Here is a 13,678-nt window from a genome sequence, read left to right on the forward strand (position 1 = left end):
CGTGCGCGGCGGGCGGGCACCCGGCCCGCCGGGGACGTGGAGCCCTCCGCGGGCGTGGAGCCCTCCGCGCGTGTGGGGCCCGCCGCCGGGCCGGTCGCCACGCCGAGGATCGAGACGCCCACCAGGATCACCGCGCCGACCGCGTAGACGGCGTCGAGCACGAACGCGCCACCCGAGTGCGCGGATCCGAGGCCGAGCGCGAGCAGGAGCGTCGTCGCCACCGTGGGGGCGACGACCCAGCGGGAAGCGAGCAGCACCGGGACCGCCAGCGCGGACAGCGCGGCCACGATCGTCCCGGTCATCGTGCTCGCCCCGGTCAGGTGGCTGACCTCGGCACCGACGGCCACGGCGGCCGCCGCGGCCCACGCGAGCACGGACAGCCGCCGCGCACGCCTGCCGCGCGACGCGGCGGCAGCGAGCCCGGCGCCGGCGGTGAGCGCCATCGCGACCAGTAACAGGAGCCGCAGCAGCACCGCCGCGGGCCCGTGGCCCGGGCCCAGCTGGGCCGCGACGCGCAGCGCGTCGGACGCGTCGGCGTGCGCCGGTCCCGCCGTCGCCACCATCAGCGCTGCCGTGGCGGGGAAGAGGGCCGCCGCCCGGCGGCGGAGGTGCAGGGCCGCCGCCCGGCGGCGCCACCCCGAAGGGTGACGCCGCCGGACGGACCGGACGGTCGAGCTACTTGATGTCGTCATCAGCGGCGACGAAGAGCATCGAGTGCGGCTTGGCGTTCCCGAAGGCGCCGTGCGGCCAGCTCTTGCGGTTGAAGTTGATGCACGGCTGACCGGAGTTCTCGTCACGGAACCCCTCGTCGAGGGCGAGGGAACCGTCGTCGGCCTGGTCCACGATGCAGACGCGGTGGTCACCGTCGAGACCGGTGCGGGCCACGAAGTAGTTCGCGGTCGCGACCCGGGCCGGCTGGTCGGTCTCGTGGTAGAAGCCGTCGTCGCCGATCTCGAGGTTGTCCAGCGCGCCCCAGTGCGGGCCGCTGGCCTTCGAGCCCGGGTTGATCGCGACGTGCCCCAGCACCGACGGGCAGTCCGCGCCCGCGCCGCCGTTCTCGATCTCGTCCTTGGTCTCGATCGAGCAGTCGAAGTCGTCGCCGGCCTCGACGAGCTGGGAGATGTCGAGGGTGAACACGCCACCCGCGGTACCCGGGTCGTCCTTGCCGAGCGCGCCCGGCTTCCGGCCGATGACCGCGTGGTAGAGCTTGGTGTCGTCCGGGCTGGTCTGCAGCCAGCCGCCATTGTCGCTGGGGCCGCCATTGGTCACGGCCGGGTCGATCAGCTTCATCGCGGCGGTGTTGTCGAAGACCTCCTTCCACACCGGGTTGTCCGACGTGATGTCGGGGGTGTAGAAGATCGCGCCACCCTGCATCGTCATCGCGAACGCACCCTTGTGGCCGGGCAGGTTCGTGACGGTGGTCTCCATGACCGCACGGTTCTCGTTGTGCAGCGGGTCGGTCGCGCTGGAGCGCGGACCCTCCGGCAGGTACGAGACCGCCTTGACCTTCGGGTGGTTCAGGTCGCTGATGTCCCAGGTGCGGACCGTCGGGCGGCGCAGGTACGGCGACGGTGCCTTGACCGGGTCGAGGATGATCGTCCGCGGTTCGGCGTAGTCACTGGTGACCATCGCGTTCAGGTCCTCGCGGACCTGGATGCCGTGCGGGTTGGCGCAGCTCGGTTTGCCCAGCGACGGCATGTTGAGGCACTGCTTTGGGTCCTCGGCGGTGGTCGTCGCGGCCGGGGCCTCGACGAGGTTCTTGCCGTCCGAGCCGAAGCGCACCACGGCGCCCGGGGTGCCCGCGAAGCCGTTGCCGGTGCGGACCTCGCCGTTGGTGTAGGTGCAGGGGCCCGGCACGACCGGGCCGCCCATGTAGGTGCCGTAGGCGGTGCCGTCGTTCAGCACCCAGTAGGCGTCCGGGACCGAGCCGCAGAGGGTCTGCGACGGAAGGCTGATGCCCGACAGGCTCAGCGCCGGCAGCTTCGACACGTCGAAGACGTACGTCGCCGCGCTGAACAGGCCACCCGCGTAGATCTTGTCGCCCTTGCGCCACGAGTACTGCATGTGGTGCGGCTCGTTCTCGACCAGCGGTCCGACCGTCGCGGTGTTCACGACCTTGCCGTAGGTCGGCGAGCCCTGGGTGGCGTCGACGACCGCCATGAAGTCGGGGCCCGGCAGCGCGTTGCGCACCTTCTCGGTGGTGTTCGCGAGCGAACCGGGGAGGTTCTTCACGTCGGGGACGACGGTGTCGGCGACGTTCTCGTCACCGGCCCAGACCACCAGGTACTCGGGTCGCTTGCCCTCGTCGGCGAGCGCCTCGCGGGTCGCGTCGACCGCGTCGGTGTCGACGTGGTTCTCGACCCAGTAGTCCTTGCCGTCGGCACCGGTGAGGGTCGACCGCACGGCCTGGATGTCGGCGTAGGCGGTGTCGGACGTCGCGGGGACGGCCACGACGCCGCCGACGACCGCCACCGCGAGCGTGCCCAGCAACAGCTTGCGGCGCAACGACATGTTCCGCATCGTCAACGCCCCGGGATGATCTTGGTGGCGCCGACGACCGACTGCACCAGGCCGGCGACCGGCAGCCCGGCCGGCGCGAAGTCACTCGCCCGGTTCAGCAGGTCGCCGTCGCGGTACGCCTCGGCCGAGGGCGTGATGGGCGGTGCGGTCGGGGCGGGCTCCGGCTGGTCGGGGTCCAGGTCGGAGCTCTGTCCGGTACCGACGGGCAGCCCGCCGGGCAGACCGCCCGGCAGCGGCAGCGCGGGCGCCGCCAGGGCGGGCACCGCGGTCCCGATCGTGGCCGCGGCGGCGAGCAGGAGCCCGCCGATCGCGACGCGTGTCGTCCTGTGGAGTGGCACGGTTGTGCACCCTTTCGATGGTTGAGCGGGGAGCGGACCACCGGTGCACGATCGCCCGGCGCGCCGGGGAGCGCGGGGGCGAGGTGCGGCCGATGGCGGGGTCCGGCACGTGCGTGCGTCACGTCGGACGGCACGCCAGGGGGATGGCCGGGGGCGGCGACGAAGGCCGGGCGTCCCGGGCCGTGGGCGCAACGGGGTCCGCGCCGCACGCGTCGGACGACGGCGGTGCGCAGGATCGTGGCGGCCGGACGGCCGGGCCGGGCGGGTTCAGACGGTCGCCGGACACAGCGCGCTGGCCTGCCGACGGAGGTCGACATGCCGCCGGTAGGCGGCGGAACGGGCCGGAACGTGCATGCCGGAAGGATTGCCGCTGCTCCGTTCGGGCGTCAAACAGACCCGGTCACGACGACGGCCGCGGCGCGTGCATCCGCGCTGGTCCCAGACCTGCACAATAGTCCGGACATCAGTCTGAGCTGCAACGATGGAGATCGATCTCTGCGCTCGTGAGCCGTGCCCGATCCGGCCGGTGACCACCGGATCGTGTGACACGATGCCGGGAACCGCGCCGCGGGTCCCGCGTCGACCTGGGACGAGGTGAGCCGCGCCGCACTCCGCCGGGCCGGTCCCGGCCCCGCACCCCGCGTGACGATGACGGTGGGTGACGAATCGGGCCATCGTCCACGCCTCCGGGAGCGACCGGACATTTGCCGCAACACCCCGGCCCCTCGACCGGACGGCCCGGCACCTTGCGCGCACCGCAGCAGAGACCCCGGCGCGCAACCTCACTGCTCTCCCGTTCGCGGTCGACGACAGTGAGGTTGCGCGCGAGTGGGAGGAGGCCGATGCCCGGGTCGGGCCGGCGTGCGCTGCCCCGCCAGCGCACGGGTCGTCACCGGCTGACGAGAGCCTGCAGATCGGCGGCGGTGCGGGTGCCGGGCTGCTCCCGCGCGGCGGCCATCTCCTCGGCGACACGCAACAACATCGAGTTGACGGGCGTCGCGATCCCGAGCCGCTCCCCCAGGGCGACGATCTCGCCGTTGAGGTGGCGGGCCTCGATGCTGCCGGTCCCGCGGCGCAGGCTCTGCCAGGACGACCCGCCGCCGCGTTCGTGGCCGGCGACCGGGTGGGGCTGGACGAGATCGGCGCGGCGGGCGTCGTCCTCGTACTCGCTCGCGACGGCGATGCCGGCGGCGGCGAGGCAGCGTTCGCCCTCCTCGCGGGCGGCGGCGTGCAGCTCCAGCACGCCGGGGGCGCCGTTGCCGCAGGCGGCCTCCGCGGCGTTGCCCAGGTTGGACATCAGCTTGCGGTACTTCCACCGCATGACGTCGGGCACCGACCGGCTGCTGAACCCGGCGGCGGTGAGGTCGGCGGCGACGGTGCGCGACAACGAGGTCTCGCCGCCGGGGTAGCGACCCAGGTCGAGGACGCCGGGGTACGGGTGCATGTAGGCGGCGACGCTGCCGGGGTCGAGGTGCGCGGCCATGAGCACGACGACCATCGCCAGCACGTCGGGGAAGCGTTCGGCGGCCCAGCGTTCACCGGCGACACCGTTCTGCGCGCACAGCACGGTCGCGCCCGGGGCGAGGGCGTGGGCCTCGTCGAGGACGGGTCCGGCGTCCTGGAGCTTCGTCGCCATGACGAGCAGGTCGCCGTCGGTGAGGCGGGCCTCGGTGACGGACGCGGCGGCGGGCACGTACAGGGTGCGGGCGCGGTCGGGTTCGGCGAGGCGGAGCCCGTCGCGGCGCAGGGCGTCGAGGTGGGCGCCGCGGGCGACGAGGACGACGTCGCGGCCGGCTTCGTGGAGCCGTCCGCCGATGGTCCCGCCGATGGCGCCGGCGCCGACGATCACGTACCTCATCGCGAGCGGTGCCTCATCCGTGCAGGTACCACCAGGCGACGTCGGCGGCGCGGCGGCCGGTGTTGCGCCAGCTGTGCGGGCGGTCGGCGGGGAACTGCAGGGAGTCGCCGCGTTCGAGGCGGTACACCTCGCCGGCGATGTCGACGGTCAGGCTGCCGTCGACGACGAGCACGAGCTCCTCGCCGGAGCGCACGGACCGGGCGTCGCCGCTGCTGCCGCCCGGCTCGATGTGGGCCCAGACGGCGCCGGCGCGCAGCCGTTCGCTGGGGACGGCGATGGCGCCGGCCTCGACGCCGTCGGCGGAGGGGGCCCAGTCGGCGGGGGCGACGGGGCGCTCGGCCGCGCGCAGGTGGACCCCGACGGGTCCGGCCCATTCGGCGTCGTCGACGAAGAAGCCGATGGGTCGGCCGAGGGCGGCGGCGAGCTTGAGCAGGGTGGTGATGGTGGGGACCATGTCGCCGCGCTCGACCTTGTGGATCGCGGCGGCGGACACCTCGGAGCGGGCGGCGAGCTGTTGCAGGGACAGGCCGTGGAGCTGGCGGACCTCGCGGACCTTCGGCCCGATGGCCCCGACGATGGTCTCCCAGCCGGCGGCGCGGGGCGGTTCGGCGGCGTCGGCGTCCTCGGGGACGGAGGCGTCGGCGGAGGCCTTCGACGTGGCCTTCGACGTCGCCTTGGCGGCCGCACGTCGTCGCGGTGTGGTGGCCATGGCGTCGTCGCCTGCTTCCTCGCGTCCCCCGGACCGGCCTCGCCGGTCCCACAGAGTCACCTGATCGTGCCGACACGGTGGCACACCGGTCAGGACGCGTCCACCGGACCGGATCGGGTGCCGGACCCGGTCCGGGCCTCCCACCTGCGGGTCAGGCGTGGGGCGCGGGCTTGGTCACACCATGCCCTGCCTGGTCGCGGTGTACACGATCTCGGTGCGGCGACGGACGTCGAGCTTCTCCCGCAGGTTGCGGACGTGGAACTTCACGGTGGCCTCGGAGATGAGCAGCCGCACCGCGATCTCGCGGTTGCTCATGCCGACGGCGAGCAGCTTGAGGACCTGGTTCTCGCGCTCGGTGAGCATCTGGCCGCGGGGCCGGGCGCCACCGTCCTCGTCGCGCAGCACGTCGACGACGACGGACGTGGTGCGCGAGTCGAAGACGCTCTCGCCGCGCAGCAGCGACCGGACCGCGCGCACGATCTCGGCCGTCTCGACGCCCTTGCGCAGGTAGCCGTGGACGCCGCTGCGGACGGTGCGGATCATGACGTCGCGGTCACGGCAGTTGGTGAGGACGAGCACACGGACGCCGCGACGACGCTGCAGCAGCGTGCGCGCGACCTCGACGCCGACGCGTTCGGCGCCGCCCGCGCCGGAGCCGCTGCCCAGCTCGACGTCGATGATGACGAGGTCGGGGCGGCAGCGGTCGGCGATGAGCAGCGCGTCGCGGGCGGTACCGGCCTCGCCGACGACGGCCAGGTCGGGTTCGGCCGCGAACAGCTGCCGCAGCCCGAAGCGGACGATCCCTTCCCCGTCGACGACGAGGATGCGCGCGGTGCGCTGTACGACGGCGTGGTCGCGGTCGGCGTCGCGCGCCGTCCCGGGCCTCGTGAGTACGGCGTCGACAGTCATCGGCGGTGCCTCCTCGAACATCCGGTCCGGGCGCCGCGACGTGCTCGGCGCCCACTGTCCGCAACGTAGCGAGGACCACGTTGCGCGTTCGTTGCACTGACCACTAGGAGAGGTCGCCCCCTCGCTTGCCTGCGTCGATACGCGTGGGCGATGATGCGTGGGGGTCCGGAGCACCGCGTACCGCCAACACCGCGTACCGCCCGTCGACGATGCGGGAAGGGGGGCACGTGACGAGTCCGCGATCCGGTAGCCGGGGCGTCGGCGATCCAGTGGCGCGTGCCCGCGTCCTGTCCGAGGTCTTCGACGACGTGATGGCCGCGGGCGGCCCGTCGTCGACGCGCGGTGGGGACGGCCCGTCGCCCCGGCCGATCATCTCGGCGTCGTGGCAGCGCAGCCTGGCCGCGCACGTCGATCCGGAGAAGCCCAACCCGCCGCTCGTCTTCACCTCCGACGACCTGCCGACGTTGCGCGCCGACCATCCGCTGAACTCGGTGATGCCGCTGCTGCGCAGCACGTTGGTGAGCATCGCCGAGGAGGCGATGCACGTGATGCTGGTGACCGACGCCGAGGGACACATCCTGTGGCGCGACGGCGCGTCGGGGCTGCTCGCCGAGGCCGACAGGGTCGGCCTCTACCCGGGGACGCAGGTCAGCGAGGAGAGCATCGGCACCAACGCGATGGGGACGACGCTGGCGGTCGACGCGCCGGTCCAGATCCATTCGGCCGAGCACCTGGTGCGGGCCTTCCACGCGTGGACGTGTGTCGCGGCGCCGGTGCACGACCCGGACACGGGTGCGATCCTGGGCGCGATCGACATCAGCGGTCCGTTGCACACCGCGCACCCGGCACTGGTGCAGCTGGTGTCGACGACGGCGACGCTGGCGGAGAACCAGCTGAGGGTGCGCGTCGCGATCGCCGACGAGCAGCTGCGCATGCGCAACATGCCGCACCTGGCGAGCCTGCGGGGCGCACCGGGTGCGCTGGTGACGCCGACGGGCCGGATCATCGCGGGCGAGCCGTACGGGCGGTGGCCCGAGCGCGTCGCGATCACCGAGGGTTCCGACCGGGTGGTGCTGTCCGACGGCCGGGAGATGCTGGTCGAGCCGCTGGCGGAGGGGTATCTGCTGCGGGCGGCGGCGTCGACGCGGGCGGCCCCGCGGACGGCGTTGTCGATGCGGTTCATGGGCGACGGGTCGCCGCGGCTGACCCTTGACGGGCGGCCGGTGCCGTTGACGTTGCGTCCCGCCGAGGTGCTGACGGTGCTGGCGTTGCACCCGGACGGTGTGTCGGGCGAGCGGCTGGCGCAGCTGCTCTACGGCGAGGACGGGAACCCGACGACGGTGCGCGGGGAGATCCACCGGTTGCGCGCGCTGATCGGGTCGGACGTGCTGCGGACGCGGCCGTACCGCTTGGACGCGACGATCGACAGCGACTTCGGGGCGGTCCGCGCGGCGTTGCAGGCGGGTCGGGTCGAGGCGGCGCTGGCGGCGTGCGGCGGGCCGCTGTTGCCGCGGTCGGACGCTCCGGAGATCCGGGAGCTGCGCGACGAGCTGGAGGCCGGCCTGCGCCGTGCCGTGCTCGACACCGACGACGCGGAGCTGTTGCACACGTTCGCGGGGCATCCGCTGGGGCGCGACGACCTCGAGGTGCACGACCGGCTGGTCGAGCTGTTGGCGCCGGGCGACACGCGGCTGGCGGCGGTGGCGATGCGCCGGGCGCGGCTGCTGCGCGACTGACCTGCGGGGGCCGGGGTCAGCTCGGGGGCAGCTGGGTGCGCCAGCGCTGGTTGTAGCGCTCCTTCTCGGCCTCGATCTCGTCGGCCTTGTCGGCGTCGCGGGTGCCTGCGGCGGTCCCCAGCGGCCAGCCGGCCTTGACCGCGCGGTGCTCGGCGGTCTCGTACATGTAGGCCACGGAGTAGAAGAAGCCGAGGATCAGCCCGGAGAGGACGGCGAGGACGCGCACCCACACCGGGCCGGGGATGAAGACGAACAGCAGGACCGCGATCGGCGCGAGCTGCACGCACGTCCGGGCGAGGTGGCGGAGCTGCCAGGTGCGGACGGTGACGTCGTGGAGCACCCAGTCCTTGTACTCGGCGGGCAGTCCGGCGCCGAAGGCGTAGAGGAGCCAGCGCAGGGGCCCGGGCCGGCGCGGTGTGCTCGTCGTCATTTCTCACCCCAATGATTGGTGTACAAATCAAGAGTACGCTGTCGGACGTGACCCAGGTGCACCGGAGTGACCGAACCGACGCCGGCATCGCCGAGAACCCCGCCGAGGAGCCCGTCGACCTGCTGAAGCTCGACCGGCAGGTGTGCTTCGCGCTGGCCGTGGCGGCGCGCAACGTCATCGCGCTCTACCGCCCGGTGCTCGAACCGATGGGCCTGACGCACCCGCAGTACCTGGTCATGTTGGCACTCTGGGAGCGCGCGCCGCTGTCGGTGAAGGAGCTCGCGGGCCTGCTCGCCCTCGACCCGGGGACGTTGTCACCGTTGCTCAAACGTCTCGAGTCGGCGGGGCTCGTCGTGCGCCGCCGCTCGGTCTCCGACGAACGCGTCCTCGCCGTCAGCCTCACCGAGGAGGGGGCTGCACTGCGCGCGAAGGCCGAGCAGGTGCCGCCCGCGATCATCGCCCGGCTCGGCATGCCGCTGTCGGAGCTGGAGTCGCTGCACGCCTCGCTGACCTCGGTGATCGCCGCCGCCCGCCCCTGACCGACGCCCTGTGCGCACGCCGGTCGACCCGACGGGGTGGTGACCCGTGGCACCCTGCCCGCGTATCCAATAGTGTGCGCAGGTCTACTATGTGACGCGACTGCACCGGCCCGACGAGACACCACGCGCGGGCCGCAGCCGTGATCGACACCCGGGCGCCGGGCGCCGGGCTTGCGTCAGAAAGGTGTGGTGTGCATGGACAGCGTTGCCGACATCGGCGGTGCCACCGGCTGGGGACAGGTGTCCCCGCCTCCCCCACAGGACCAGGACCCGCCCTTCCACGACGCCTGGGAGGGCCGCGCCTTCGCGCTCACCCTGCTGGCGATGGGCCGGGTGTCGGGGCAGAACCTCGACGCGTTCCGCTACGCCCTCTCCCGCCTGGACTCGAAGTCCTACTTCGACGACGGCTACTACGGCCGCTGGCTCAACGCCTCGGAGCTGATGCTCGTCGAGTCCGGCATCATCGCCCCCGGCGCGGTCGACGCCCGTGCCCGCAAGAACGCCGGTGAGTCGGTCGAGGAGCCCGGCGAGCCCGAGCCCTCGAAGCCCGACTACTCCGCCACCGCCGCCGGTTCCCTGCGCCAGGTCGAGGAAGCCCCCCGGTTCGCCGTCGGCGACACCGTCACCACCCTGACCGACGTCGAGTCCGACGCCAACAAGCTGCCCCTCTACGTCCGCGGCCGCACCGGCGTCGTCGAGGCCGTCCAGCCGGCGCACGTCTTCCCGGAGACCCACGCCCGCTTCCTGGGCGAGAAGGCGCAGCACGTGTACTCGGTGCGGTTCACCTCCACCGAGCTCTACGGCGCCGACGCCGAGAAGTTCGACCTCACCATCGAGATCTTCGACGACTACCTGCAGGAGAAGGCGTGAGCACCGCTCTGAACCCCGACGAGCACCTCGACGGCTCCGGCAACCGCATCGGCCCGGCGCTGCGCACCGAGGCCCTCGAGCAGCTCCTCACCGAGCGCGGCCTCGTCGACCCGAACGTGATGGACAAGTTCATCGCGACCTACGAGACCGCCGTCGGCCCCCTCAACGGGGCCAAGGTCGTCGCCAAGGCCTGGACCGACCCCGAGTACAAGGCCCGCCTGCTCGCCGAGGGCACCGCCGCCATCAAGGAGCTCGGCTTCGCCGGCCCCCAGGGCGAGCACATCGTCGTCGTCGAGAACACCGACAGCGTGCACAACGTCGTCGTGTGCACCCTGTGCTCGTGCTACCCGTGGCCCGTCCTCGGGCTGCCCCCGGCCTGGTACAAGGACCCCGCCTACCGCGCCCGCGTCGTCCGCGAGCCCCGCAAGGTCCTGTCGGAGATGGGCTGCGAGGTCGGCGACGACGTCGAGATCATCGTCCGCGACTCCTCCGCCGAGGTCCGCTGGCTCGTCCTGCCGCAGCAGCCGGCCGGCACCGAGGGCCTCTCCGAGGAGGAGCTCATCCCACTGATCACCCGTGACGCGCTCGTCGGCGTCGCGCACATCAGCGCCCCCTGATCGCGCGAGGAGGAACCGACCGATGAGTGCGGCCACGAACCTGCTCGACCTGGACGCGGACGAGAACTCGGCGCCCCCGCGTGCCAATGGCGAACTCGTCTTCGCCGAACCGTGGGAGTCCCGGGCGTTCGGGATGGCGCTGACCCTGTACGACTCGGGTCTGTTCACCTGGCCGCAGTTCCAGGCCGCTCTCATCGCCCGTATCGCCGCCTGGGAGAACCACCACCCCGAGGGCGAGTGCTACTCCTACTACACGCAGTGGCTCGGCGCGCTCGAGGACGTCCTCGCCGGTGACGGAACCGTCTTCACCGACGAGATCTCGCAGCGGGCCGAGGAGCTCGCGGCCCGTCCCGCCGGTCACGACCACCGCGACGACGAGCACGGCCACGGCCACGGGCACGGGCACTGACCCCGGGCAGCGACCGCGCCGCAGCACCGTCCACGAACGACGGCCGCATCCCCTCGCGATGCGGCCGTCGTTCGCATGCACACATGTTTCGGCCCACTTTCCACGAGCCATTTCCGTGGCACCCCGCGCAATTCCGCGACGATTTCCGCCCACCCCTTGATATCGCGCCCCACTTCCTGAAATTCGCTGCTGGGGGCAGGTCACGGACCGATCCCGCGGGCCGATCGGAGTCGTCAGTCCGAGTAGAGTCCACATGGTGACGACGGGCCTGCGCATTCGCTTGCTCGGCCCCTTCACGGTCGAGGGACCCACCGCGGGTCCCGTTCCCACCGGGAAGGCGCGGAGGGCACTCGCCGTGCTCGCCGAACGTCGCGGCGAGTTCGTGTCGATCGGCACCCTCGTCGACGCGCTCTGGGACAACGACGAGCCCCCGGAACGGGCCGACCGCAACATCGCCGCGCTCGTCAGCAGGCTCCGCAAGGCCATCGGCAAGGAACGCATCGACGGGTCGGCCGCCGGATACCGGCTCGTGTCCGACGACGTCGCGGTCGACCTGCACGAGGCCGTCGAGCTCGTCGAGACCGCGGAGTTCGAGCTGTCGCACGGCCGCAGCGCGCTCGCGTCCACCAGCGCCGAGCACGCCGCGAAGCTCCTCGACGCCGACGTCCCCCTCGCGGGCGAGCACGACGGCCCCTGGGTCGACACCCTGCGCCGGTCGGTCAAGCGGCTGCTGCGCCGCGCCCGGATCTGCTGGAGCGCCGCCGCCGTCGAGCTCGGCGCGTACGACGCGGCCGTCGAGATCGCGGGCACCGCGCTGCGCGACGACCCGTTCGACGAGGAGGCCTGCCGCACCGTCATGCTCGGCCACCAGCGGGCGGGCCGGTCGAGCGCGGCACTGGTGGCCTACCGGACGCTGCGCCTGGCGATGGCGGAACACCTGGGCAGCGACCCCTCCCCCGCCACGCAGGCCCTGTTCCTGTCAGTGCTGCGCTCGGAGAGCCCCAACGCCGTCGACCATCCGTCGCGACAGCCGCACGTCGGCGTGCCCGACCGGGTGGAGCCCGTCGTCGGCCGCGACCCCGAGCTGGCCACGCTGCGCGAGCTGTGGGAGGGCGCGGCCGCGGGCAGGCCGGCACTCACCGTCATCACCGGCGAGGCGGGCATCGGCAAGAGCGCCTTGGTCACCGCGTTCGCGGCCGAACCGCGCCGCACCGGCGGGCTCGTGCTGCGGGTCGACTGCTTCGAGGCCGAGCGGTCGCTGTACCTGCAGCCGCTCGTCGAGGCGATCCGCACCGTCGTGCACCGGATGGCGCCCGCGGAGCTGCGCGAGCTCGCGGGCAGCCGGATCGGCACGCTCGCCGAGCTCGTCCCCGAACTGGTCGGGGTCGTCGGCGAGACGCCCTACACCCGCGCCGCGCCCGAGCTGGAACACCGCCGCAGCCTCGACGCACTGGCAGGGTTCATCGTGCGGCTCTCGGCACGTCAGCCGGTGCTGCTGATCATCGAGGACATGCAGTTCGCCGGCACCCCGACCCTGGAGGCCCTGCACCTGCTCACGGGGCACTGGGAGGGCAGCCGCGCGATGGTCGTCCTCACCGAACGCACGTCGGAGGACCAGCCGGTCACCGACATCCTGCGCGACGTCGCGCACCGCATCGACCTCGGCCCGCTCACCCGCGACGACGTGCGCGTGCTCGTCGACCGCGCCGGCACCGGGCACGACCCCGACCAGCTGCTGTCGTGGACGGGCGGCTCCCCGCTGTTCCTCACCGAGCTGCTGCGCCAGCCGCCGCCGTCGTCGTCACGCGGCGGGGTTCCGGTTCCGCCGACGCTGCAGGACTCGGTGGCCGAGCGCATCGAGCACGCCGGGGAGCCGGTGGCGCTGCTGCTGGCCCAGGGCGCCGTGCTGGGCATGGCGTTCTCCCTCGACGACGTGGCCGAGCTGAGCGGGCTCGACGTCGAGGACTGCGCGCGGCGGGCCGGCCGGGCACTGCGCGCGGGGCTGATCGTCACCCAGGGCGAGAGCTTCCGGTTCAGCAACGACATCGTCCGCCAGGTCGCGTACGCCTCGATGCCCGAGCCGGTGCGCATCTCCCGGCACCGGCGGGCGGCGCGGATGCTGCGCGGCCGTCCCGAGGCAGCGGCGCGTCACCTCGCCGAGGCCCGCGACTGGTCCGGTGCGGTCACGGCGTGGCTCGCGGCGGCGCACGTCGCGCACCTCGGCTTCGCCCACATCGACGCCGAGCAGCTCATCTCGCAGGCGGTGGAGGCGGCACGGACCGTCGGCGAGCCGGAGCGGCTGGCGGAGGCGTTGATGCGCCGCGGCCGGACCCGCGGCGACCTCAGCCGCTACGACGACGCCCGCGCCGACCTCGACGAGGCGCTCGCCCTGGCCCGCGACGTGGACGACTCCGAGCTGGAGGCCCGCGTCCTCGAGCAGCTGGGCTGGACCGCCCTCTACGCCCGTGACGCGATGGCCGCGGTCGACCTCGCCGAGCAGGCCACCGAGCTCGCCGAGAGCGCCGCCGCGGCCCCCGGCGCACTCCCCAGCGCCACGCTGCTCCTGGGCCGGGTCCGACACTGGGACGGCGACTACGACGGCGCCGGCGAGGCCTACGAGCGTGTTCTGGGGTCCGACCCGGGCGACCCCACCACGGCCGTCGCCCTCGCCTACCGCGGCGCGCTGCTGCAGCACCTCGACCGCTTCGCCGAGGCCAAGACCGTCCTCGCCCGCGCCGCCGCA

The 13,678-nt window shown here is 73.2% G+C and carries 13 protein-coding genes; 6 read left to right on the forward strand and 7 right to left on the reverse strand.

All coding sequences use genetic code 11. From position 1 onward, the window contains the following. The 6 genes from PSU4_RS28960 to PSU4_RS28985 all read right to left on the reverse strand — a co-directional run. Positions 1-563: hypothetical protein (locus PSU4_RS28960; RefSeq protein WP_222596437.1), on the reverse strand; the 563-nt coding region annotated here is incomplete at its 3' end. A 112-nt stretch (positions 564-675) separates the two neighbouring features. After that, positions 676-2,511 (reverse strand): selenium-binding family protein, encoded by a 1,836-nt coding sequence (locus tag PSU4_RS28965; RefSeq protein WP_246115412.1) that lies wholly within the window; start codon positions 2,509-2,511, stop codon positions 676-678. A gap of 11 nt (positions 2,512-2,522) precedes the next feature. Continuing rightward, complete coding sequence (locus PSU4_RS28970; protein WP_147115540.1) at positions 2,523-2,858, reverse strand: hypothetical protein; 336 nt, start codon at positions 2,856-2,858, stop codon at positions 2,523-2,525. A gap of 889 nt (positions 2,859-3,747) precedes the next feature. Continuing rightward, a complete protein-coding gene (locus tag PSU4_RS28975; RefSeq protein WP_147115542.1) occupies positions 3,748-4,716 on the reverse strand; it encodes a ketopantoate reductase family protein in 969 nt (322 codons plus the stop codon). A 13-nt stretch (positions 4,717-4,729) separates the two neighbouring features. Then, positions 4,730-5,425 (reverse strand): helix-turn-helix domain-containing protein, encoded by a 696-nt coding sequence (locus PSU4_RS28980; protein WP_147115543.1) that lies wholly within the window; start codon positions 5,423-5,425, stop codon positions 4,730-4,732. A gap of 174 nt (positions 5,426-5,599) precedes the next feature. Continuing rightward, positions 5,600-6,334: a LuxR C-terminal-related transcriptional regulator gene (locus PSU4_RS28985; RefSeq protein WP_147115544.1), complete on the reverse strand. Its 735-nt coding sequence runs from the start codon at positions 6,332-6,334 to the stop codon at positions 5,600-5,602. Positions 6,335-6,543: 209 nt separating this feature from the next. Here PSU4_RS28985 and PSU4_RS28990 point away from each other — a divergent pair, with 209 nt between their 5' ends. Beyond that, the gene (locus PSU4_RS28990; RefSeq protein WP_147115545.1) at positions 6,544-8,070 is read left to right on the forward strand and encodes a GAF domain-containing protein; all 1,527 of its coding nucleotides are present in this window, start codon (positions 6,544-6,546) and stop codon (positions 8,068-8,070) included. Between the two features lie 16 nt (positions 8,071-8,086). On the opposite strand, the gene PSU4_RS28995 is transcribed toward PSU4_RS28990, so the two are convergent. Further along, positions 8,087-8,500: a DUF5313 family protein gene (locus PSU4_RS28995; RefSeq protein WP_147115546.1), complete on the reverse strand. Its 414-nt coding sequence runs from the start codon at positions 8,498-8,500 to the stop codon at positions 8,087-8,089. Between the two features lie 56 nt (positions 8,501-8,556). On the opposite strand from PSU4_RS28995, the gene PSU4_RS29000 reads away from it, so the two are divergent. From PSU4_RS29000 to PSU4_RS29020, 5 genes are all read left to right on the forward strand, one after another. Continuing rightward, positions 8,557-9,039: a MarR family winged helix-turn-helix transcriptional regulator gene (locus PSU4_RS29000; protein WP_373866105.1), complete on the forward strand. Its 483-nt coding sequence runs from the start codon at positions 8,557-8,559 to the stop codon at positions 9,037-9,039. Positions 9,040-9,234: 195 nt separating this feature from the next. Further along, positions 9,235-9,909 carry a nitrile hydratase subunit beta gene (gene nthB, locus PSU4_RS29005; protein ID WP_147115548.1) on the forward strand — a complete coding sequence of 225 codons (675 nt, stop codon included), beginning with the start codon at positions 9,235-9,237 and terminating at the stop codon, positions 9,907-9,909. Next, positions 9,906-10,526: a nitrile hydratase subunit alpha gene (gene nthA, locus PSU4_RS29010; protein ID WP_147115549.1), complete on the forward strand. Its 621-nt coding sequence runs from the start codon at positions 9,906-9,908 to the stop codon at positions 10,524-10,526. The genes nthB and nthA overlap by 4 nt, the downstream gene beginning before the upstream one ends. A gap of 22 nt (positions 10,527-10,548) precedes the next feature. Continuing rightward, a complete protein-coding gene (locus tag PSU4_RS29015; protein WP_147115550.1) occupies positions 10,549-10,935 on the forward strand; it encodes a nitrile hydratase accessory protein in 387 nt (128 codons plus the stop codon). 253 nt (positions 10,936-11,188) lie between these two features. Then, on the forward strand, positions 11,189-13,678 hold a 2,490-nt coding region (locus PSU4_RS29020), incomplete at its 3' end, for an ATP-binding protein (protein WP_246115414.1).

Origin of the sequence: Pseudonocardia sulfidoxydans NBRC 16205, from assembly GCF_007989085.1 — a bacterium.
Classification (GTDB): Bacteria; Actinomycetota; Actinomycetes; order Mycobacteriales; family Pseudonocardiaceae; genus Pseudonocardia; species Pseudonocardia sulfidoxydans.